Source organism: Altererythrobacter sp. BO-6 (assembly GCF_011047315.1).
Taxonomy (GTDB): Bacteria; Pseudomonadota; Alphaproteobacteria; order Sphingomonadales; family Sphingomonadaceae; genus Erythrobacter.
On sequence record NZ_CP049259.1, the window covers coordinates 2,183,741 to 2,203,490 of the forward strand.

The 19,750-nt window shown below is 61.5% G+C and carries 21 protein-coding genes and 2 pseudogenes; 8 read left to right on the forward strand and 15 right to left on the reverse strand.

Annotated elements, in window-relative coordinates; genetic code table 11:
- Positions 1-14 precede the first annotated feature (14 nt).
- The 4 genes from G6N82_RS15025 to G6N82_RS10685 are packed head-to-tail and all read right to left on the reverse strand — an operon-like array spanning position 15 to position 2,222.
- Positions 15-431 (reverse strand): TIGR01244 family sulfur transferase, encoded by a 417-nt coding sequence (locus G6N82_RS15025; protein WP_241255074.1) that lies wholly within the window; start codon positions 429-431, stop codon positions 15-17.
- Entirely contained in the window at positions 428-847 is a 420-nt protein-coding gene (locus G6N82_RS10675; RefSeq protein ID WP_165196325.1) for a DUF6691 family protein, read from the reverse strand. Before G6N82_RS10675 ends, G6N82_RS15025 begins: the two co-directional genes overlap by 4 nt.
- Positions 844-1,293, reverse strand: a complete 450-nt coding sequence (locus G6N82_RS10680; RefSeq protein WP_165196327.1) for a YeeE/YedE family protein — start codon at positions 1,291-1,293, stop codon at positions 844-846. Before G6N82_RS10680 ends, G6N82_RS10675 begins: the two co-directional genes overlap by 4 nt.
- Complete coding sequence (locus tag G6N82_RS10685) at positions 1,290-2,222, reverse strand: MBL fold metallo-hydrolase (RefSeq protein WP_165196329.1); 933 nt, start codon at positions 2,220-2,222, stop codon at positions 1,290-1,292. Before G6N82_RS10685 ends, G6N82_RS10680 begins: the two co-directional genes overlap by 4 nt.
- A gap of 75 nt (positions 2,223-2,297) precedes the next feature.
- Here G6N82_RS10685 and G6N82_RS10690 point away from each other — a divergent pair, with 75 nt between their 5' ends.
- The 5 genes from G6N82_RS10690 to G6N82_RS15200 all read left to right on the forward strand — a co-directional run bounded on the left by G6N82_RS10690 (position 2,298) and on the right by G6N82_RS15200 (position 5,462).
- Positions 2,298-2,954 (forward strand): peroxiredoxin, encoded by a 657-nt coding sequence (locus G6N82_RS10690; RefSeq protein ID WP_165196331.1) that lies wholly within the window; start codon positions 2,298-2,300, stop codon positions 2,952-2,954.
- Positions 2,951-3,289: a metalloregulator ArsR/SmtB family transcription factor gene (locus G6N82_RS10695; RefSeq protein ID WP_165196333.1), complete on the forward strand. Its 339-nt coding sequence runs from the start codon at positions 2,951-2,953 to the stop codon at positions 3,287-3,289. Before G6N82_RS10690 ends, G6N82_RS10695 begins: the two co-directional genes overlap by 4 nt.
- A gap of 676 nt (positions 3,290-3,965) precedes the next feature.
- Positions 3,966-4,181 carry a tautomerase family protein gene (locus G6N82_RS10705; RefSeq protein WP_165196337.1) on the forward strand — a complete coding sequence of 72 codons (216 nt, stop codon included), beginning with the start codon at positions 3,966-3,968 and terminating at the stop codon, positions 4,179-4,181.
- Between the two features lie 145 nt (positions 4,182-4,326).
- Positions 4,327-5,370, forward strand: coding sequence for an MmgE/PrpD family protein (locus tag G6N82_RS10710; RefSeq protein ID WP_165196339.1), 1,044 nt, complete (start codon positions 4,327-4,329; stop codon positions 5,368-5,370).
- Entirely contained in the window at positions 5,328-5,462 is a 135-nt protein-coding gene (locus G6N82_RS15200; protein WP_277601942.1) for a hypothetical protein, read from the forward strand. The genes G6N82_RS10710 and G6N82_RS15200 overlap by 43 nt, the downstream gene beginning before the upstream one ends.
- 29 nt (positions 5,463-5,491) lie before the next feature.
- On the opposite strand, the gene G6N82_RS10715 is transcribed toward G6N82_RS15200, so the two are convergent.
- The 6 genes from G6N82_RS10715 to G6N82_RS10740 form a co-directional block, all read right to left on the reverse strand.
- Positions 5,492-6,376 carry a 2-hydroxy-3-oxopropionate reductase gene (locus tag G6N82_RS10715; protein WP_165196341.1) on the reverse strand — a complete coding sequence of 295 codons (885 nt, stop codon included), beginning with the start codon at positions 6,374-6,376 and terminating at the stop codon, positions 5,492-5,494.
- Between the two features lie 31 nt (positions 6,377-6,407).
- The gene (locus G6N82_RS10720; RefSeq protein ID WP_165196343.1) at positions 6,408-6,752 is read right to left on the reverse strand and encodes an alcohol dehydrogenase catalytic domain-containing protein; all 345 of its coding nucleotides are present in this window, start codon (positions 6,750-6,752) and stop codon (positions 6,408-6,410) included.
- On the reverse strand, positions 6,749-7,654 hold the full coding sequence (locus tag G6N82_RS10725) for a kinase (RefSeq protein WP_165196345.1): 906 nt from the start codon (positions 7,652-7,654) through the stop codon (positions 6,749-6,751). Before G6N82_RS10725 ends, G6N82_RS10720 begins: the two co-directional genes overlap by 4 nt.
- Before the next feature lie 147 nt (positions 7,655-7,801).
- On the reverse strand, positions 7,802-9,154 hold the full coding sequence (locus tag G6N82_RS10730) for an MFS transporter (protein ID WP_241255075.1): 1,353 nt from the start codon (positions 9,152-9,154) through the stop codon (positions 7,802-7,804).
- 2 nt (positions 9,155-9,156) lie between these two features.
- Entirely contained in the window at positions 9,157-9,939 is a 783-nt protein-coding gene (locus tag G6N82_RS10735) for an SDR family oxidoreductase (protein ID WP_165196347.1), read from the reverse strand.
- 56 nt (positions 9,940-9,995) lie between these two features.
- Complete coding sequence (locus tag G6N82_RS10740; protein WP_241255076.1) at positions 9,996-11,594, reverse strand: acyl-CoA synthetase; 1,599 nt, start codon at positions 11,592-11,594, stop codon at positions 9,996-9,998.
- Between the two features lie 214 nt (positions 11,595-11,808).
- Here G6N82_RS10740 and G6N82_RS10745 point away from each other — a divergent pair.
- Both G6N82_RS10745 and G6N82_RS10750 read left to right on the forward strand, forming a co-directional pair.
- Positions 11,809-13,822 (forward strand): annotated as a pseudogene (locus G6N82_RS10745) (3-hydroxyacyl-CoA dehydrogenase NAD-binding domain-containing protein).
- Positions 13,823-13,873: 51 nt separating this feature from the next.
- Positions 13,874-14,284 (forward strand): GFA family protein, encoded by a 411-nt coding sequence (locus G6N82_RS10750; RefSeq protein ID WP_165196349.1) that lies wholly within the window; start codon positions 13,874-13,876, stop codon positions 14,282-14,284.
- Between the two features lie 77 nt (positions 14,285-14,361).
- Here the strand turns inward: G6N82_RS10750 and G6N82_RS10755 are convergent, their stop codons facing one another.
- Complete coding sequence (locus tag G6N82_RS10755) at positions 14,362-15,090, reverse strand: SDR family NAD(P)-dependent oxidoreductase (RefSeq protein WP_241255077.1); 729 nt, start codon at positions 15,088-15,090, stop codon at positions 14,362-14,364.
- 39 nt (positions 15,091-15,129) lie between these two features.
- Positions 15,130-15,504: a nuclear transport factor 2 family protein gene (locus tag G6N82_RS10760; protein WP_165196351.1), complete on the reverse strand. Its 375-nt coding sequence runs from the start codon at positions 15,502-15,504 to the stop codon at positions 15,130-15,132.
- Positions 15,505-15,603: 99 nt separating this feature from the next.
- Between G6N82_RS10760 and G6N82_RS10765 the strand changes: the two are divergent.
- Positions 15,604-16,397, forward strand: a pseudogene (locus tag G6N82_RS10765) (IS5 family transposase).
- 123 nt (positions 16,398-16,520) lie between these two features.
- On the opposite strand, the gene G6N82_RS10770 reads toward G6N82_RS10765, so the two are convergent.
- From G6N82_RS10770 to G6N82_RS10780, 3 genes are all read right to left on the reverse strand, one after another.
- Positions 16,521-17,348: an FAD-dependent oxidoreductase gene (locus G6N82_RS10770; protein ID WP_165196353.1), complete on the reverse strand. Its 828-nt coding sequence runs from the start codon at positions 17,346-17,348 to the stop codon at positions 16,521-16,523.
- Between the two features lie 272 nt (positions 17,349-17,620).
- A complete protein-coding gene (locus G6N82_RS10775) occupies positions 17,621-18,541 on the reverse strand; it encodes a fumarylacetoacetate hydrolase family protein (protein WP_165196355.1) in 921 nt (306 codons plus the stop codon).
- Positions 18,538-19,665 carry a VOC family protein gene (locus G6N82_RS10780; RefSeq protein ID WP_241255078.1) on the reverse strand — a complete coding sequence of 376 codons (1,128 nt, stop codon included), beginning with the start codon at positions 19,663-19,665 and terminating at the stop codon, positions 18,538-18,540. Before G6N82_RS10780 ends, G6N82_RS10775 begins: the two co-directional genes overlap by 4 nt.
- Positions 19,666-19,750: the final 85 nt, after the last annotated feature.

Below are 19,750 nucleotides of genomic sequence, written 5' to 3' on the forward strand. Positions count from 1 at the left end.
CCTGAAAGGGCATGCTACGCGCCGAGCCGGTCAGCCAGCGCGGATAGATCGTATCCGGCAGTATGGGCCGCTGCGAGGCGCTGCGCCGCGCTCAGCCCGTCCGGATTGGCGAGCGTTTCCAGCGTGATCGAGCGTGTGCCGGTGCGGCAATAGGCCAGCACCTTGCCTTCGGTCCCGCGGCGCACCGCGCGAAAGGCAGCGACGGTCGGGGCAGGAAAGTTGCCGCCGCTGACTGGGATGTGGTGGAATGCCAGCCCCGCCGCTTCGGCAGCCGCGCGCATCTCCGCCACGCTCGGCTGGCCCGGTTCCTCGCCGTCCGGGCGGTTGCAGATCACTGCGGTAAAGCCCCGGCTCGCCAGATCCGCCAGCTCGCCCGGCTGCGGTTGTGGCGCGACGGCGATGTGTCCTGACACTTCACGGATATCCATCATCCCGCTCCTTCCACAAGGCGGACCAGACCCATGCCAGCCAGCATCGCGACCACGAATATGGCGGCAGAGAACGGCTCGATTACCAGCGCGGCTACACCTGGTCCCGGGCACAGCCCGGCAATGCCCCAGCCAATGCCGAACAGCGCGGAACCCCCAACCAGGCGCGGGGTCAGGTCGGTGCGGGTGGGCAGGGCGAATTTCTCTGCGAACAGGGGATGGGCCATGCGCGGCACGAAACGCCAGGCGATCGCCATCACGATCACTGCACCGCCCATAACGAAGGCCAGAGTTGGGTCCCATGCGCCGAACAGATCCAGGAAGCCGCGAACGCGCGCCGGATCGGTCATCCCGCCCAGCGTCAGCCCGGCTCCGAACAAGGTGCCCGATACCAATGGGGGAAGGATGCGACTGATCATAGCAGTACCTCAATCCCGAGCGTGTTCATCAGGGCGACTGTAGCAATTCCGGCGGCCATGAAGGTGAGCGTCGCGACAATCGAGCGCTGCGACAGGCGGCTGACCCCGCAAACCCCGTGGCCGCTGGTGCAGCCGCTGCCCAATCGCGTGCCGATGCCGACCAGCAAGCCCGCGCCGATCAGGAAGCCGGGGCTCGCAAAGCTGGCTTCGACCCCGCCTGATGCCAAGGCGACGATCCATGCGCCCAGCGGCAATCCGATCAGGAATGCCCAGGCACCGTCGCGCGAGATCCCGCTGTCCGCAATGCCTGTCGCGCGGGCAGCAATGCCGGAAACTCCCGCGATACGGCCCGCGCCCAGCAACATCAGCGCTGCAGCAAAGCCGATCAGGACTCCTCCTCCAAGCCCAGCCAGCGGGGCGGCGTCAGGGAAGCCTGGCAGCATCATACAGCGTTCACCGGCAGCTTGAGGTAAATGACGCCATTTTCATCCGGGGGCGGCATGTGCCCCGCGCGCATGTTGACCTGCACCGAGGGCAGGATCAGGCGCGGCATGTCGAGCGTGGCGTCGCGCGCTTCGCGCATGGCGACGAATTCGTCCTCGGTTACCCCGTCATGCGCATGGATATTGCCTTCACGCTCGGCCTGGACGGTCGTCTCCCAGACATATTCGCTGCGCCCCTTGGGCAGGTAGTCATGGCACATGAACAGCCGCGTTTGCGGTGGCAGCGAAAGGATCCGGCGCAGCGAACGGAACAGCGTGCGCGCGTCACCACCGGGGAAATCGGCCCGGGCCGTGCCATAGTCGGGCATGAACATCGTGTCGCCGGTGAACACCGCGTCGCCGATCACATAGGCGATGCAGGCCGGCGTATGCCCCGGGACATGCAGCACGGTGACCGGCAGACTGCCGATCTGGAACGTGGCCCCGTCGGCAAAGAGTGCATCAAAGTCGGAACCGTCCCGCTGGAATTCACTGCCCGCGTTGAACAGCTTGCCGAACACCTGTTGCACCGTGGTGATATGCTCGCCGATCGCGATCTTGCCGCCGAGCTGCTGCTGGAGATAGGGCGCCGCCGACAAATGATCGGCATGGGCATGTGTTTCCAGCAGCCACGTCACTTTCAGATTATGAGAAGTAATGTATGCTATAACCTCATCGGCTGAGGTGTGGCTGGTGCGGCCGGATGCCGGATCGAAATCGAGCACCGAATCGATCACCGCTGCCTCCAGCGTTGCCGGGTCATGCACGACGTAGGTTACGGTGAAGGTGTCATGGTCGAAGAAGCCCTTGATTACCGGGCGCTTTGCCGGATCGGCCAAGGCCTGCTCGACTTGGGCGGTCGCTGCGGCGAGGCCTGCGTCATGGCTTGCCATCACATATTCTCCATTTATTTACATAAAATGTGTATATGACTTGATTTCATTCTGTCAAGTGCTAAAGCCGTTTGCATGGACCAAAACGAAGCTACTTCCGCCTCAATTCACGGCTTGCGCATTGGCGATCATGCGCCAGATTTCGCCGCGCGCAGCACCACTGGCGACGTCAGGCTGTCGGATTTCCGGGGCCGGTGGCTGATCCTGTTTTCGCATCCGGCGGATTTTACCCCAGTCTGCACCACCGAATTCGTCGAGCTGGCGCGCATGGCGGCAGAATTCGAGCGGCGCGACTGTGCGCTGATGGCGCTATCGGTCGATAGCCTGTTTTCGCATTTCGCCTGGCTGCGCATGATCCGGGACCGGTTTGGCGTGGAAGTGCGTTTCCCGATAGTCGAGGACCCGACGCTAGTGATCGGGCGCGCCTTCGGCATGGTCGCTCCGCAAGACAGCGACAGCGCCACGGTGCGCACCACCTTCTTCATTGATCCTGCGGGAACGATCCGGGCGATGACCTGCTATCCCGCCAATATGGGCCGCTCGATTCCCGAAATGCTGCGGATGCTCGACGCGCTCCAGGCTGTCGATGCCCAGCACGGGCTTGCACCGGCGAACTGGCAGCCCGGCGATCCGCTGCTCAAGCCGCCATCGCAAAAGCTGGACGATGTCTATGCCGCCAGGGATGCTTCGGCATGGTTCCTGGGCGAAGCCGGAAAGGCCAGGCGGAAATGAGCGACGAAGCGACCATCGACAAGTTGAAGGCGGTTGCGCATCCGTTGCGGCTGCAGATCCTCGAGGTTTTGCGCGCGGGCGAATTCAATGTCGGCGATATCGAGCAGGCATCGGGTATCGGCCAGCCCGCGCTGTCGCAACAGCTCGGCGTATTGCGGAAGGCAGGCCTTGTAGAAACCCGCAAGGAAGCAAAGCTGGTCTTTTATCGCCGGGTCGAACCGCAGCTTGATGCGCTTGCCAGCCTGATCGGATCGGGGCGGGAGCGAAAGCCGGCGCTGCAGCCCGCGGCCCGGACTCCTGCACCAGGCGTGGCCAATTTCGCGCGAATCTCCTGAATTTCGCTACCTGGCGCGGCGAAAAGCAAAATGGCGGAGACGGAGGTGACAAGAGTTTTCGCATAATGACCTGATCGATAAACCCATTCTCAGGCTTATGGTCTTCTGCCCCCTCAATTGCCCCACAAGAACGAATCTGGTTGCTCAAGCCAAGTCAGCGCGACGACTTGGAGTGTTGGGACAATCTCAGGTAAGCGAGGAGCGCGCCCGCTCTTGGTCGCCCGCCATATTCCTTGCGCCAGCGATAATAGCTCTGCTCCGAGATCCCCATCGATCGGCTGATTTCGCCAACGTTCTCTCCTTGCGACAGCCGAACCTCGGCCTATCGCAGCATCCCGATAATCTGTTCTGGCGTATATCTTTTCCGTGCCATTCAGCAGCTCCTTTCAAGCCGTAAATAGCCGGTTCTCTAACTCTCAAAACGGACCACTTTCTTGGGGGCAGGTCAGTGCGACTGCAGCCTTGAATTCGCTATAACAAATTAAATGCATAATGAAGCGCAATTGCCATGGATTTGCCACCTGGGCCGGGGATGCCCGGAGAAAGACATTTGATCCCAAGTGTGCCCGATCGATGGTCAAGTGCGGGCTATGGGCTTGTGCGACTACTGTATTGTAGGCAAAATCTTTCGGATCAGAGCTCGATTCGAACGCGCTGCGTCAAAGGAGATTGGGCAATGCCCGAAGTTACGATCTATCTGGCCGCTGGCCGTACCCCAGAACAGAAAAAGGGTCTGCTGCGGGATGTCACGTCGGCTGTCGTCGCGAATACCGGCGTGGTGCCTGACCTTGTGACGGTCCAGATCATCGAGACATCGCCCGAGTTCAAGTCGAAGGGCGGCATCCCTTATAGCGAGCGTGCTCCGGCCCTGACCGTCCGCGATCCCGGCTAAATGCCGCTTGCCCAAGGAGTTGTCCCGAGGGCCAGCCATGTGCCGGGTAGATGAAGCGCGCGTGTTGCAGCGCGCAGATCATGAGGGATAGGCAATGCTGGATTGACGTCATTTTCTTGGCGCAGTTGCCGCGAGTGGCGGTGCCTTGCTGGCAAATCCTGCCCCGGCCACCTCACCCGCGACAGGCGGCACGGCCGCTGGTGCCGGTGCGCCGCCGCCGCCGGCATCTGACGCCATCGTGGCGGTCGCCGATTACATGCTGGGCCTGCGCTACGAGGCCATCTCGAGTGCCGTCCTGCAGGTTACCCGAACTGAACTGTTCGGTGCGGTCAGTGTCGGTCTGGGCGGCAGGAACGAAGACGGCATGCGCCAACTGCGCGAGCTGGCCTCTGAACTGGGGGGCAAGGGTGAGGCGGTAATATGGGGCTCGCCCCTGAGGGTGCCCGCCCATGATGCCGTGCGCATCAACGCCGCGATGGTTCACTCGCTTGAGTTCGACGATACGTTCGGGTGCGGTTTCCTTCACCCCTCGGCCATCACGTTCCCGGCGGCCTTTGCTGTCGACGACATGGTGGGCGGGATCAGCGGCCGCGAGTTCCTGGCCGCGTCGACGGCGGCGATCGACGTCGCCTGCCGTCTGTCAATTGCATCGCAGCCCGGCGTGGATGGATTTACCGCGGGTTGGCACAACACGACTATGATCGGCTATCTGTCGACGGCCCTCCTGGCCGCGCGGTTGATGAAGCTCAGCGACGAGCAGACGATCAATGCCGTCGGCATTGCCTATCACCAGGCGGCCGGGAATTCGCAGTCCCATATTGACAGTGCGCTGACCAAGCGGCTGGGCCCGGGCTTTGCCTCGTCCGCCGGGGTCCTTGCGGCACGACTCGCGGCGAAGGGCGTTTCCGGCCCGGCCGGGGTGCTCGAGGGGAAGAAGGGTTGGTGGCAGCAGTACCACAAGGGCAACTATTCCCGCGCCCTCATGTTCGACGGGCTCGGCAGGGACTTTCCCGCTATGGAGATGCCTTCTATACCGACTTTCATGGCCATACGGTTGCCAAGGGCAATGCCCCGGTTTCCGCCACGAGCTACCGGGAAGGCATGGGGGCCCGCGATGGCGGATCATTTTCGGCGGCCTTCAAGGGCATGCACGGCTGGTATTTCCAGAACCAGTCCGATGAGCCGGTAAACGTTAAGCTGCGCGCGACAGGCTATTTCAGCGTGGTTCCCGCGGGCGAGCCCGGCAACGAGGCCGGGCTGGAGGCGCGGGTCTCGGGCTGAACGGCCCTGCCCGCGCGTGCCGGCGGGCCTCAATCCCGTTGCAGGCTGCTTCCGGCGATCTGCTCGAGCGCGGTTACGATGCCGGAATGGTCCAGGCCGCCATTACCCGCGCCGCGCGCGATGTTGAGCAGCTGCTGGCAGAAGGCCGTCTGCGGCAGGGGCATGCCCAACCGGTTGCCGCCGTCGAGCGCGAGGGCGAGGTCCTTGTGGTGCAGGTCGATGCGGAATCCGGGGGCAAATGTGCGCTCAATCATGCGCTGACCGTGGACCTCCAGCACCCGCGAACTGGCGAAGCCGCCGAGCAGCGCCTCGCGCACGCGAGCCGGGTCCGCGCCGGCCTTGCGGGCGAACAGCAGGGCCTCGCCCACGGCGGCAATGTTCAGCGCGACGATGATCTGGTTGGCGACCTTGGTGGTCTGCCCGTCGCCAACGGGGCCGACATGGGTGATATTCTTGCCAATGGCCTCGAACAGGGGCCGTGCGCGCGCGAAGTCCGCCTCGCTGCCGCCGACCATGATCGTCAGGCTGGCGGCCTTGGCCCCGACCTCGCCGCCCGAAACCGGGGCATCGAGATAGCCTGCGCCGGCCTCGGCCACGCGCGCGGCGAAGTCCTTGGTGGCGATCGGCGAGATCGAGCTCATGTCGATAACCAGCTTCCCCGCGCCAAGCCCCTCGACCACGCCGCGCGAGGCGAACAGCACTTCTTCGACCTGCGGCGTATCGGGCACGATCATGATTACCACCTCGGACAGGGCAGCCACTTCGGCGGCATCGGCGCAGAGTCTGGCGCCGGCCCCAGCCAGTTCCTCGGCAGCGCCGCTGGAGGCAAGGACGAACAGTTCGTGTCCGGCGGCCAGCAGGTTTAGGGCCATGGGGCGGCCCATGATGCCAAGGCCGATGAATCCAGTCTTCATGGTGATCGTCTCCGTTTCTTGAGGTCAGGTGTCAGACCGTTTGTCCGAAGAAAATACGCGCCGCATTCCCTCCGAGGATCGCTTCGCGCGCAGCAGAATCCAGCGGGGCTACCCGCTCGCCCAGTTCCACGTTCCACATGCGCCCGGCCTTGGCCCCAAGGGCGACGATCGTCCCAACGATCTGGTGGCCCATTGCGATCGGCACCCGGCGCGGCGACCGGTAGTGCTCCGGCTCGGCCCCGCCGACGCCGCAGGCCTCGATCCGCAGCAGGCCCTCGGTCTCGCCGATGGGCGGGATCGGGAATTCGAGGACCTCGGTGGCCTCGGGTGCGGTCTTGACGGCGATGCGACAGGTCTGCGACACGGGAATTATCATCGGATGTGGCCTTGCGCTGTCTGGATGTGGTAGTTGAAATCGGCATCGCGCTCGACCAGCAGGTCGGCGATGGCCGGAAGGGCGGAGGCGAGCGCCAGGGTGTAACGTTCGTAGTGCTCGACGAAGCGACGCACATTGGCGGGGCTCATCGCCTTGGCGCCGGGGCCGCGGGCGGCGCGCAGTCCTTCTTCCTGTCTGATGCGCGAGGCGATCACGCTTTCCATGTCAGGCTGGCGGATGCCGACGAGGCCGTCGAGCATCTTCCACAAGGTGGCGTAGCCCCGCTTCAATTCTTCGCGGGACCAGGCGAGCCATTCACCCTGTGGATCGCATTCCCTCTCGAGCGCGTTGAGCGGACCCTGCCATGGCGGCAGCCGGTCTGCGGTGATGCCGATGCACCAGCCTTCGATGACGATAAAGCCCGGGCGGCCTCTGAACTCGGCCCATTTCTCGCGCGGCAGGCGGTCATCCGCGAGCTTGTCAAAGCGGGGGATCGCGATGATCTCGTCATCGCCGGCTCCGAGCAGGCGCGAGAGGCATTCGTCGAGCAGGGCGACGTCATGGGTTCCGGGGACGCCGCGGGTCGCGCAGAGCGGGTGGATTGTGGCGGCCAGGGCCTGACGCTCGGCCCGCGTCCGGTAGAAATCGTCGAGCGAGAGGACGACCACCGGGCGTGTGCCCCATTCGGCCATGGCCAGCGCGATCAGTTCGCAAAGGGTGGACTTGCCCGAGCCCTGCGCGCCGCAAATGCCGAGCAACGGCGGGAAGCCATGGCGGGGCTCCCCGCTGTCCACCAGATCGAGGCAGGCCAGGGACAGGGCGCAGGATGATTCATTCGCGGGCACGCGACCTTGCGCTTGGGAGAGCAGTTGCGCTGGCTCGGGATTATTGACTAAAAGCATTGAATACCATCTCTGTCAGGATCATGACCTGCCCCATTAGGGTGGTCCACCGGTTAAGTTAGAGTCCCGGCGGTTGTGGTCACCCTGCTGGGCGGCCTGAAGCGTAGCGTAGGGATCTGGCGTTCTGGGTATCGCGCTTCATGATGATCAGGTCTCGGTCCGGGACGCCATGATCGATCGAACCGAAGGCAAGGCGAGCCAGAAAAGCAATGCACTGAGCGGTAGTATCACGAGCGAACACAGCATCAGTGACTGTCCGACCGCCTGGCCGCCGCCCAGTGCTTCGGTGACAGCCGCCACTAGCAGCGGGGCGGCCCCAAGTGCCAGAACGCCATTGATCGCGACGACGACCGATGCTGCCTTGCCGCGCATCTCTGCAGGCATAACGATCGGCAAGATCGTCAAAGGAAGGCTGAGGTATCCCGAGACAATAAGGAAATAGACCCCGACTAGGGCCAACGCGTGGCCTGGGTCCGAAACCGTAAAGATCGCAATGGCGACGGGCGTTGCGATCAGCGTGGTTGCCGCAACATAACGCAGATGTGCATCTGTGACACCCCGCGAGAACCAATGATCGACCAGTTTGCCATGCAAGGGAAGCCCGATGACCGTCCCAACTGTAATTGCCAGCCCCAGCGATGGACCGATCTGGGCGGTGGAGAGACCGTGTACGCGCTCAAAGAAAGTCGGCATCCAAGCTTGGAGGCCCACGGCAACGATACCCACCAGCACCAGACCAAGATGATGCGGCACGACAAACCGCCAATTGGCCATTACCACCCGTGCGTAATCGGCGTAGCCCACTTTCGGGACTGCCCGGCGCTGACTGATGCGGGGGTCTCGGATGGTAAAGGCAAGGAAGGCCACAAGAAGGCCGGGTGCCCCGACGATCAGAAAGATCGCCTGCCAGCCTCGTAAAGTCACCAGCCCAAGAAGGTTATAAGTTGCGCCCGGTGTAATGAGGAGGGTCAACGCCCCACCGATCGCGAGGGAAACTCCTGCCCCGATCTTGATGCCTGTTGAATAGACCGCCATCGGAAGTGCCAGCCGTTTGGGCGGGAAGAAGTCGGACAGGAGCGATTGTGATCCCGGACCCAGCACGGCTTCGCCGGTGCCGATCGTGGCTCGTGCCGCAAAAAACGACCAGAAATTCTGCGCCATGCCGCAGGCCATGGTGCCGATGCTCCAGACTGTTACCCCCGCCCAGATCACGAAGGGGCGGCTATATCGGTCAAGAGCCCAGCCGATCGGCAAAGCGCCAAGGCAGAAGAACAGGCCGAAGGCGAGCCCCATCAGTGCTCCCATCTGGATTTCGCTGAAACCCAGATCGGCCTGAATCGGTATGACCAGCAGCGAAAGCAGATTGCGGTCGAGCACCGACAGGGTCATCAAGGTCGTGAGAATCCCGACGGTGAACCAGCCCTGCCATTCAGGCGGGTAAACAAACTCTGGAGCGCCGAATGGAGACTGGTCCGCAGTGGGGTGCGAGATCCGCTCCACGCTTATTTCGGTGCCATACGGATCGCACCGTCGAGGCGGATGCTTTGGCCATTGAAATAGGTGTTGCGATTGAGCTCTGTCACGAGGCTGCCGAATTCTTCGGGTTTGCCAAGGCGCTTGGGGAAAGGAACTGCAGCGCCCAGGGCATCGATGACGTTCTGCGGCATGTTGCTGACCAGCGGCGTTGCGAAAATTCCCGGCATGATCGAATTGCAGCGTATGCCGAGGTCCATCAGGTCTCGGGCGATCGGCAGAACCAGTCCGTTCACGCCGGCCTTGGCCGAGCCGTAGATGACCTGACCGATCTGCGCGTCCTGGGCGGCGACCGAAGCGGTCAGGGTAATGCAGCCCCGTTCGCCATCCTCGAGCGGCTCGAGCTCGCTCATGCCAAGCGCCGAGAGCGATGCCATGCGGTAAGACGCGACGAGGATGCCCTGGACCCCGAATTCATAGTCTTCGGTGGACGTCCGCTTGAACTTACCGGTTTCCTTGTCGAAAGCCAGAGTCTTGCCGCGCCGTGATGCCATTGCACAATGGACCAGGATGCGTTCCTGGCCATGCGCCGCACGTGCGTTGGCGAATCCTGCGACCGCGTTTTCCTCGCTCATGATATTGACGTTGCAGAAGATGCCACCGATCGCCTTGGCAACCGCCTCGCCGCGTTCCTCGTTGATGTCGAAGATGGCAACCTTCACGCCTTGGGCTGCAAGCGCTTCGGCCGCTGCCTGCCCAAGCCCCGAGGCCCCGCCGGTGACGACTGCGGAGATCGAATTGTTTAGCTTCATGGTTCTTGTCTGCCTTCCTTGTTTCTGTCCGAATCTCGATTGGGCGGGCCGGCGCTTCAGACGATTGTCGTCTGACCCTTGCCCCAGTAGCTGTCGCGTAGGAGCCGCTTGTAAAGCTTGCCGTTCGGGTGGCGGGGGAGCTCCTCCATGAAATCCAGCCGGCGCGGCGTCTTGACGTGCGAGAGGTTCGCCCGGGCATAGGCGAGCAGTTCGTCCCGCAAAGTGGGCCCTGCGTCGTTCCAGTCCTGCGGCTGGATCACGGCAGCCACTTCCTCGCCCATGTCTTCGTTCGGTGCGCCGACAACGGCTGCATCGGCAACCTTGGGGTGCATGATCAGGAGGTTTTCGATCTCCTGGGGGTAGATGTTGACCCCGCCCGAAATGATCATGAAGCTCCTGCGGTCAGTAAGGTAGAGGTAGCCTTCCTCGTCCACCCAACCCACATCACCCAATGTGGTCCAGCCATATTTGTTGCTGTTCTCGGCCACCTTCTCAGGGGCGTTGTGGTAGCTCAGCGGCGGTCCATCGGAGAAGTGGACAACCCCTTCGCTGCGCGGCGGCAGCGGCTCCCCATCTTCGTCGCAGATCTGGATCTTGCCGACTATCGCCCGGCCAACCGAACCCTTGTGCCCCAGCCATTCTTCGGAAGTGAGATGGCAGAATCCGATGCCTTCGGAGCCGGAGTAGTATTCGTGGATGATCGGTCCGAACCATTCGATCATCTGCTCCTTGACGGGAACCGGGCATGGCGCGGCGGCATGAATGACAGACACCAAGCTTGAGATATCGTATTTCTCGGCTGTTCCGGGGGGAAGCTTGAGCATCCGCACGAAATGGGTCGGCACGAATTGGGCGACTTCGATCTGGTAGCGTTCGATCAGTTGTAGGACATGCTGGGGATCGAACTTCTCCATCACGATTACCGTGCCGCCCAGGCGGTGAATTCCAAGTGCCCATCCAAGGGGTGCAGCGTGGTAGAGCGGAGCCGGTGAAAGGTAGGTGCACGCTTCGCCTATAGCGAAAGGCCCCTGCATAAGGTGATCGAGGAAAGTCTTGTCGAGGATCGAGCCGCCTGTCAGTGGGCGCTTGATTCCCTTGGGCTTTCCGGTCGTTCCGGAGGAATAGAGGATCGATCCGCCAGCGGTCCCGTCGGGCACGGCGATTGTCGGAAACACATCCCGCGCTTTTTCCCAACTGGTATAAGGAGCGCTGCCCGCACCGGTCATGAACAGCTTGACATCACCGGGCAAGACACCGGGCAGCTCGTCTGCAGCAGCACCGATGCCGGGTGAAACTACCAAGGCCCGAGCACCGCAATCCCGCACGATGTAGTTAATTTCCCCCGCCGAGAGCTTGGACGAGATGCAGGCATAATAGAGACCTGAACGCTGCGCGCCCCAGACGACCTCGAAGAAGCGAGGGTTGTTGTCCATGCACACGGCAACCACGTCACCGGTCTTGAGTCCAAACGACTGCAGTAGATGCGCGGCCTGGTTCGAGCGCTCATCAAGGTCGCGATACGTGACCACCTCGCCAGAGGTTGCCATGACATACGCGGCTCTATCCGGGTGAGACTTGGCGTAGACAGACGGATGCATTGAACCTCCGAAGGTGAAACGGTCTTTCAGCTGGCGCAGCTTCAGGTGCCGATCCATGAATGATGACGACCTGCTGCCAGCCAGCAATCAACGATAGCAGGCAGTGTCGAGTTGGGCATCGCAACGGGAAACCCTTCACTATTTCTCAAGCGCCGCGCAGCCTCAGTCCCGCCATCTTTGATATGAAACTAACGGGTAAGTTTTTCTTGTCAAGTGCAGGTCGTTGTGGGAATGCGCAGACGATTTGAGCGAACGAGATTGGAGGGCGCAAATGCAATCAGTGACTTCAACGCGTGATGGCGAAGTTCTGATCCTCACGGTCGACAACCCGCCCGTTAACGCTTTGAGCTGGCATGTCCGCAACGGGATCGGCGAAGAGATTGGTAAGGCGGTAACGGACGAGAGCGTCAAGGCGATCGTGCTGATCTGCGCTGGCCGCACCTTCATTGCCGGCGCCGACATATCGGAAATGGGCAACCCCAATATTCCGAGCGGCCTCACCTTTCTCGAAGTGTTCGACACCTTCGAATATGCGGCGAAGCCGATCGTGGCTGCAATTCACGGCTCCGCGCTGGGCGGCGGATTGGAGTTGGCTTTGGTCTGCCATTACCGCATCGCGGTGCCTTCAGCCCAGCTAGGATTGCCGGAGGTCAAGCTTGGCCTGGTGCCGGGTGCCGGCGGCACGCAGCGCTTGCCGCGCATCGTCGGGATCGAGCAGGCGGCGATCATGGTGTCGCTTGGCGAACCGATCTCGGCAGTCGAAGGGCATGCAAGGGGGCTGATCGACAGGCTGGCTGGCGAAGCCAGCCTCAAGGCCGACGCGATCGCCTTTGCCCGCGAATGTATAGCCAAGGGCCCGCGTTCGGCCCGTAGCCTGCCGGTCAGTGGCGACCTTGCCTCCATCGATAGGCTCAAGGTTGAGAATGCCAGGAAATGGAGGGGCTTTGACGCTCCCTATTCGGCGCTCCAATGCATCGAGGTTGCGGCCAAGGTGCAGGATCCAGAGGATGGACTGCGTTTCGAACGTGAGGAGTTCGTGCGCCTGCGAGAGGGAACACAGACCAAGGCGCAGAGGCACATGTTCTTTGGCGAGCGCCAGGCGGCCAAGATCGAAGGTCTGGCCAAGGACATCCCACTGCGCGAGATCAAGCATGTCGGCGTGGTTGGCGCGGGAACCATGGGCGGCAGCATTGCCATGAACTTCCTGCAAAAGGGCATTCCGGTCACAATTGTCGAGCAGGCGCAGGACAACCTCGACCGTGGTGTCGGGGTGATCCGCAGGAGCTTCGAAGCTTCGGCTGGCAAGGGCCGTTTCACCTCGGCGCAGGTCGAGCAGATCATGGGCCTCTTGAGCCCGTCGCTCGCTCTCGAAGATCTTTCCGACTGCGATCTGGTGATCGAGGCCGTCTATGAAGCGATGGACCTCAAGCAAGAGGTGTTCGCCAAACTCGACCGGATCTGCAAGCCAGGCGCAATCCTTGCCACCAACACCAGCTACCTTGACGTGAACCAGATTGCTTCGGCGACATCGCGGCCGCAGGACGTGCTGGGAATGCATTTCTTCTCGCCCGCCAACGTGATGAAGCTGCTCGAAGTGGTGCGCGGCGACAAGACTTCGGACGATGCGCTCGCGACCGTGATGGCCTTGGCCAAGCGGATCGGCAAGATCGCGGTTGTGGCAGGCGTGTGCCACGGATTCATCGGCAACCGCATGCTTGCCCAGCGCCAGCAGGCGGCGCTGCAACTGCTGCTTGAAGGCGCCTCACCCGAGCAGATCGACCAGGTCCATTTCGCCTTCGGCATGCCGATGGGGCCATTCCAGATGAGCGATCTGGCGGGGCTCGATGTGGGCTGGCACCGCGATCCTTCGCGGGTCGAAACGATCCGCGATGCGCTTTGTGCTGCGGGTCGGCTTGGTCAGAAAAACAGGAAGGGGTTCTACGACTACGACGAACGGCGTAACGGTACACCCTCGCCCGAAGCCCTCGCGATCATCGAGGCCTTCCGTTCCACGATCGAACCTGCCCAAGCGGGACATTGGCGACCAGGAAATCGTCGAGCGCACGCTCTACCCGATGGTCAACGAAGGCCACCGAATCCTCGAAGAAGGAATAGCCCAGCGCGCGTCCGACATCGATGTGGTCTGGGTCCATGGCTATGGCTGGCCCGCCTATCGCGGCGGCCCGATGTTCTGGGGTGAACTGGAGGGTTCGGGCAAGATTGTTGCAGCGCTGGAGAGGCAGGGCATCCCGGTCGCGGCAAGTTTGAAGGCGATGGCAGGTTAGGGGTGCCGCTGCTTTCGGATCAATATCAGCCCAGTTAGTGAGGAACCTAGCATGAGCGAGACGAGATCAGGGGGATGCCTGTGCGGCGCGGTGCGGTACGAGGTCGCATGGCCACCGCTGGGCGTGAGCGCCTGCCATTGCACCCATTGCCAGAAGCAGTCAGGATCGGCGCTCTCTGTCATCGCCCGTGTGCCGCGCGAAGCGTTGAAGATGACGGGCGTCCTGACCGATTTTCACGATACGGCTGAAAGCGGCGGCTCTGTCATCCGGCGTTTCTGCGCCAAGTGCGGCTCGCCGCTGATCTCGGAAATCCCACAGGGGCAATCGGCGGCATTCCTGTTCATCAAGACAGGCACGCTTGATGATACCTCAGGTGCTTCTCCCACCAGCCATTGGTGGACCAGCAGTGCGCAGGAATGGTTTAACTTTCCCGATGATGCGGTGATGATGGAACGCCAGTAGCAGGCACTGCTCTTCTTGTTTGCCCAAATTCGAAAAGAATGTTGCCGGCGCGTCCCAGTGGTTGACAGACGATGGGATCAGATCCCGCCACCTATAACAACTTCAGCACCCGTGATGTAACTTGATGCGTCTGACGCGAGGAACAGCGCCAATCGCGCAACGTCTACGGGTGAGCCCAACCGGCCAAGTGGAATCTGTGCCGAGACCATGCGATTGATTTCCTCGCCGTTCACCGCGATCATCGGCGTGTCAATCAGACCGGGGTGCACCGAGTTTACCCTGATGCCGCGCGGCGCGAGCTCGGATGCCGCAAGCTTGGTCATCCCGCGGACTGCCCATTTGCTCGAACCATAGGCAAACGAACCGGGGCTTCCGCCCATCGCCGCCACCGACGAAACATTGATGATCGAACTGCCGGACGGCATGTGCGCCATGCAGGCGCGCATCCCCAGGAACACGCTCAGCTGGTTGACCCGGTAGTGGGCATCCCAGTTCGCGAGGTCGGTATCGACAAGGCTTAAGGGCTTGTAGATTCCCGCGTTGTTCACCAGCACATCGATCCGTCCGAAATGGTCCAGCGCATACCTGACTACGCTATCCCAGCTGGCTTCATCTCCGACATCATGGTGCAGCGTTTCGACGACAAGTGCCTCGCTGTCTGAAGGTTCGGATGCAAACGCGGCGATGTCGGTGGCGACGACCTGCGCGCCGCGGGCGGCAAACAGTTTCGCCTTCGCCGCGCCCATTCCGCTCGCGGCCCCAGTGATGATGGCAACCTTGCCCTCCAGCGTTTCCAAATCCGTCACTCTCCGGTTGGCTATTGTCCCTTAGCGTCCTCCCCAGTGCTACCATTCCTGCCGCTTGCGATTTGGCCAACGGAAGCCCTCCTGATGCTCTCCAGTGTAGTCAGGGTCGAGGTAGACATGCATTCGATCAATTTGGCCGTCTGCATTGAAAGAGAAGACACTGCAGAACCGACCGCCAGGGGTTTCACCACCGCTCCATTCCTTGCCTTGGCCGTCAGACCCTGTGGTTACACCTTCTGCAACCACTAAGTTGCTGCCGCTAGGCGCCAGAAGATTGTCGATCCGGTGCGCGATCTTGCCGATGGACGTTTGGGCGCCGATCGCGAGTTCCATGAACTCTTCGACGCCGCGGCCAATGCCGAACTTGGGAAAGTAGAACTGGAAGTCTTCGGTAAACAGGTGAAAAACAGGCATCCCCGCGTCAACAAGGCGAAAATACTCTAGGTCATAAACTCATAAATGGGATTCCCATAGCCGTCGTGATCTGATTCAGTTTCCGAGAGGAGATTGGGGATGAGTTCACGTCGATATGAGCTGAGCGATTTTGAGTGGTCGATCATCGAGCCACTGCTTCCGAACAAGCCGCGCGGGGTTCCGCGGGTCGATGACCGGCGGGTATTGAACGGGATTTACTGGCGGCTGCGCACGGGTTCGCCCTGGGCGGATATTCCCGAGCGTTATGGCCCGGCGATGACTTGCTACAACCGGTTCGTGCGCTGGCGCAAAGAGGGGGTGTGGGACCGGCTGTTTGCGGCGGTTGCGGCTGCTTATGAAGGCGACGTGCAGATGATCGACAGTTCGTCGATCCGGGTTCACCAGCACGCCGCGAACAGTAAAAAGGGGGTCCGCAAACCGAGACCGGGGACACAGCTGACCCCCGATGCATGGGGCGCTCAAGAGGCGGGCTGACGACCAAGATCCATGCGCTGGTCGATGCCAACGGTTTGCCGATCTTGCTCAAGATCACGCCGGGCCAAGCCAATGACGGGCGCAGCGCTGCCGACATGTTCGACAGCCTGGAGGCCGGCGATGTCCTGCTCGCCGACCGGGCTTACGACTCCGACGCCCTGCGCGCCGCAATGCAAGAGCGCGGCGTCATGGCAAACATCAAGCCTATGCCGGGCCGGGTCCGCCACCCCACCTTCAGCGCCCCGCTCTACAAACTACGCAACGCCGTCGAACGCTTCTTCAGCAAAATCAAACACTACCGCGCCATCGCCACGCGATACGAAAAGCATCCCGAAAACTACATCGCCCTCATCAAACTCGCCGCCGCAAGAATCTGGATGCGCTTTATGAGTCGGTGACCTAGGGTAGATTCCTTCCTGGCCGGGTGCTCCAGATCATTCAGCATACCATTCCTTACCAATGCTGAGTTGTGGCGCCAGGCTTCGTCTGCCCACAGGCCAGTCGGGGCCTGCCGAAATGCGCTATCGGTTGAATTCCTTGTGGTAGCGCGGAGCGAAATGATTCTTGCCCTTGAGCTTGCTGGTGAACCAATCTCCAAGAGTCGTCCCATTCTTGCCCAAAGGAACGAGGCTGACGCCCAGTTCAGGGCCCAATGGAACGAGGATCGGCGGAATGCGCCAGCCCTTGTAGGGCGCGAGATTCTCCAACGCTTGTCCTTCAGAGAGCTTGAGCAGGGTGCGCTTCAACCAGGGCACATGCTTGCCAATGGTGACGATGGTCATGCCATCGCCGGTTGCCGCAAGATCCCCCGCGACAAAGACATTGGGCAGGCTCGACGGGCGCAGCCAGGCATCGACCGCCAATTGCCCGTTGGGTTCGCGCCGGGCACCGGGAAGTTCATGCGCAGGGCTGTCAGCTGGGCGCGCGCCGATCGCCGGGACAATCAGGCCGGACAGTTTGGTTCCATCAACCAGTGTGATCTCACCGTCATAGGGCGCATTGGTTTGCCTGAGACCGCTCACCGGAGAATTGAGGCGGACTCTCACCCCAAGCGTTTCAAGCCGCCCAGACAATTCCTTGTGCAGCTTTTCGGCATACATCGGGAACAGTCGCGCCTGATCGCCAACCAGCGTCACTGACTTGCCGGGATAAGCCACCTTGATTTCGCCGGCCAATTCCACGCCCGCCGCGCCGGTGCCCACGATAACGACACTGTCTGACGCGGCGATCTGACTCGCGGTGTCAATCAGCGTCTTTTTGAAGGTAGCGATACTATCATCCTGGGGCTTGAACGGCGCGGCGTAGTTCGATCCCGTGGCGACGACGATGGCATCCGCCTCGATCCGCACACCATCGGCGAGCGATACCCCCCCTGGTCGATTGCGACAACGCGCCCGCGAACTACCCGTCCACGTTTCAGCAGGCGGTCATAGGGAATTACAATCTCGTCAAGCCACTGTGTTTCCACAACAGCGCGCAATGTGGCCGGGATCATGACGAAAGCCTCGCGCGCCTCGATCAGCGTCACATCGACATGAGGGTCCAGGCGGCGCGCCAGGGAAAATCCCGCATAGCCGCCGCCCACAATTGCGACCCGGTATGGATTGTTTGTGCCCATGATTTACGCTTCAGCCACCATGGTGCCTTCGATATGGCCCAGCTTGTCGATCTCGCAGCGCACCACATCGCCGGGTTTGAGGAACTTGGGCGGCATGTTGGCGACACCGACGCCGGCGGGCGTACCGGTAAAGATGAGGTCGCCCGGTTCCAGGGTCATGCCGACGGACAGATGCTCCACCTGTGTGGCGACGGGGAAGACCATGTCGCTGGTGCTGTTGTCTTGGCGCAGTTCGCCATTGACGTAACAGCGCAGACCCAGTGCCTGCGGATCGCCCACCTCATCAGCGGTCACGATCCAGGGGCCGATCGGCGCGTGTGTGTCGAAGCTCTTGCCGAGCGACCATTGCGGGCTGGCAATCTGCCAGGTGCGTTCGGTTACCTCGTTGCCCACGCAGTAGCCGAAGACAGCACCAAGCGCATCTGTCCCGGCGATATGCTTGCCGCCCTTGCCGATCACTGCGACAAGTTCAACCTCGTGGTCCGTGCTGGATTCGGCGATAGCGAAGATCCCTTTGATCTTGTCAGGAAAGTGGCTGACATGCTCGGCGGGAACCTTGGTTCCCTTGGGGATCAGGATCGGGTCATAGGGGCCGTTGATGCTTGTCTGGGCCTTGGTGAAGAATCCGGGGCGGCTCGGAACTTGGGTGTCGGCGCCGAATTTCCTGCCTTCCTCGATATGCGAATGGTAGTTCAGGGTCGCGCCAAAAATCTTTCCGGGGCGCTGGATCGGTGCCTCGAGCTTCACAGACGAAAGCGGCACACCGCCACCCGCAGCAGCCTTCGCTTCAAGGCCGGCCTTGAGGCTGTCCCAGTCGCGGATGAGATCGATCATGGTGCCGGGAACGCCGGTGTCGACAACCGAGTCTCCGACAACAATACCAGTGCGGGTCTGGCCATTGGCGGTGTAAGTGCAAAGTTTCATGCGTTTTGTCCTTCGGATTGGCGAGAGAAAAAGCGTTGCAGACGAACGGACGTTGAAAGTAGCCAGCCGGCGGCGCCAACAGGAACCACGCCGGTTGGCAAGGATGGGCCCCACTGGGCACCGACCAGGGCTTGCAAGGTCTCGACGGTGGGCGGATCGTCAGCAGTGTAGACATCGCCATCGGTCCAATGTTCCAGCTCATTGCCGAACGGGTCTTTCCAGTAGTCGAAAACCTGGCTGCCCAGAATGTGCTTCCCAAGGCTCCAGAAAGCCTTGTGCTTCTTTGCCTTGAGATGGTTGTGCCCCAACATCAGGTCGTCGATGTTTGGGACTTCGAATGCGGCATGCAAGTTGCGGCGTCCGCCCGGTAACTGAAGCAGTGCCAGCGCGTGGTGATCTGCGGGCTGATCGCCAAGGTCTACACGCAAAAACGCGCCAGACCTTACATCCTTGGCAATCTCGAATTCATTAGTGGTCAGCAAGCCGAAGCGGTCCTTGTACCATTTCTCGCTCACACGAAAGTCTCTGACCGCAAGCCCGGTGTGCCCGATGCGGTGCGGGTGCGAAGGCCCGGCCTTCATCCGGACCGGGCGGTTCAGCCTGGGCTTCTCCTCTGGCGTATTGATTGGATCGCGGATCGTCGGGATCGAGGGCTCTGCGCACTCCTGTCCGGCCACGATCTCGACCCTGTACCCGTCGGGATCGATCAGGCGCACGATTTTGCCACCGCCCGGTTCGGTTGAATCCTCAACCGCAACACCATCGTGCGTCGCGAGAATTTCCAGATCCTCGATTGATCGGGCGAAGAAGCCAACGGCGAGGAACTCTGCCTTGCCCGGTTCGGTCACGTGAAAAAAGGGCCTGCCATCGGTGCCCTTGCCATAAAGTCGGCCACCCGCCTCGAAGCACTTCATGCCGAAATCTTCGAGGAACATTCGCATGGCAGCAAGGTCCGGCGCCGCATACCGGACGTGCGCTATATCCTGTACCTTGATAACAGACATCGTCAATTCTCCTGGATCCTCTCGGATCAGCTCCATGAAGCGAGCAATCGCAATCTGGCGATTGCAATGAAACTTACCAGTTAGTTTTATCTTGTCAAACCACAAATCGACGGTTAGCAAAGCGCGACACGCCTTGCATCAGCCCTTGTCGGCGGCGTGGCGTCAGGTGCCCACGCTGGGCAGCAATTCCTCTAGGAGAACCAAT

Bases quoted from the DNA above. Each gene is read 5' to 3' on its own strand.
- G6N82_RS15025 (WP_241255074.1), bottom strand. From the start codon at position 431: ATGATGGATATCCGTGAAGTGTCAGGACACATCGCCGTCGCGCCACAA.
- G6N82_RS10675 (WP_165196325.1), bottom strand. From the start codon at position 847: ATGATCAGTCGCATCCTTCCCCCATTGGTATCGGGCACCTTGTTCGGA.
- G6N82_RS10680 (WP_165196327.1), bottom strand. From the start codon at position 1,293: ATGATGCTGCCAGGCTTCCCTGACGCCGCCCCGCTGGCTGGGCTTGGA.
- G6N82_RS10685 (WP_165196329.1), bottom strand. From the start codon at position 2,222: ATGGCAAGCCATGACGCAGGCCTCGCCGCAGCGACCGCCCAAGTCGAG.
- G6N82_RS10690 (WP_165196331.1), top strand. From the start codon at position 2,298: ATGGACCAAAACGAAGCTACTTCCGCCTCAATTCACGGCTTGCGCATT.
- G6N82_RS10695 (WP_165196333.1), top strand. From the start codon at position 2,951: ATGAGCGACGAAGCGACCATCGACAAGTTGAAGGCGGTTGCGCATCCG.
- G6N82_RS10705 (WP_165196337.1), top strand. From the start codon at position 3,966: ATGCCCGAAGTTACGATCTATCTGGCCGCTGGCCGTACCCCAGAACAG.
- G6N82_RS15200 (WP_277601942.1), top strand. From the start codon at position 5,328: ATGCACGGCTGGTATTTCCAGAACCAGTCCGATGAGCCGGTAAACGTT.
- G6N82_RS10715 (WP_165196341.1), bottom strand. From the start codon at position 6,376: ATGAAGACTGGATTCATCGGCCTTGGCATCATGGGCCGCCCCATGGCC.
- G6N82_RS10720 (WP_165196343.1), bottom strand. From the start codon at position 6,752: ATGATAATTCCCGTGTCGCAGACCTGTCGCATCGCCGTCAAGACCGCA.
- G6N82_RS10725 (WP_165196345.1), bottom strand. From the start codon at position 7,654: ATGCTTTTAGTCAATAATCCCGAGCCAGCGCAACTGCTCTCCCAAGCG.
- G6N82_RS10735 (WP_165196347.1), bottom strand. From the start codon at position 9,939: ATGAAGCTAAACAATTCGATCTCCGCAGTCGTCACCGGCGGGGCCTCG.
- G6N82_RS10740 (WP_241255076.1), bottom strand. From the start codon at position 11,594: ATGGATCGGCACCTGAAGCTGCGCCAGCTGAAAGACCGTTTCACCTTC.
- G6N82_RS10750 (WP_165196349.1), top strand. From the start codon at position 13,874: ATGAGCGAGACGAGATCAGGGGGATGCCTGTGCGGCGCGGTGCGGTAC.
- G6N82_RS10760 (WP_165196351.1), bottom strand. From the start codon at position 15,504: ATGCCTGTTTTTCACCTGTTTACCGAAGACTTCCAGTTCTACTTTCCC.
- G6N82_RS10775 (WP_165196355.1), bottom strand. From the start codon at position 18,541: ATGAAACTTTGCACTTACACCGCCAATGGCCAGACCCGCACTGGTATT.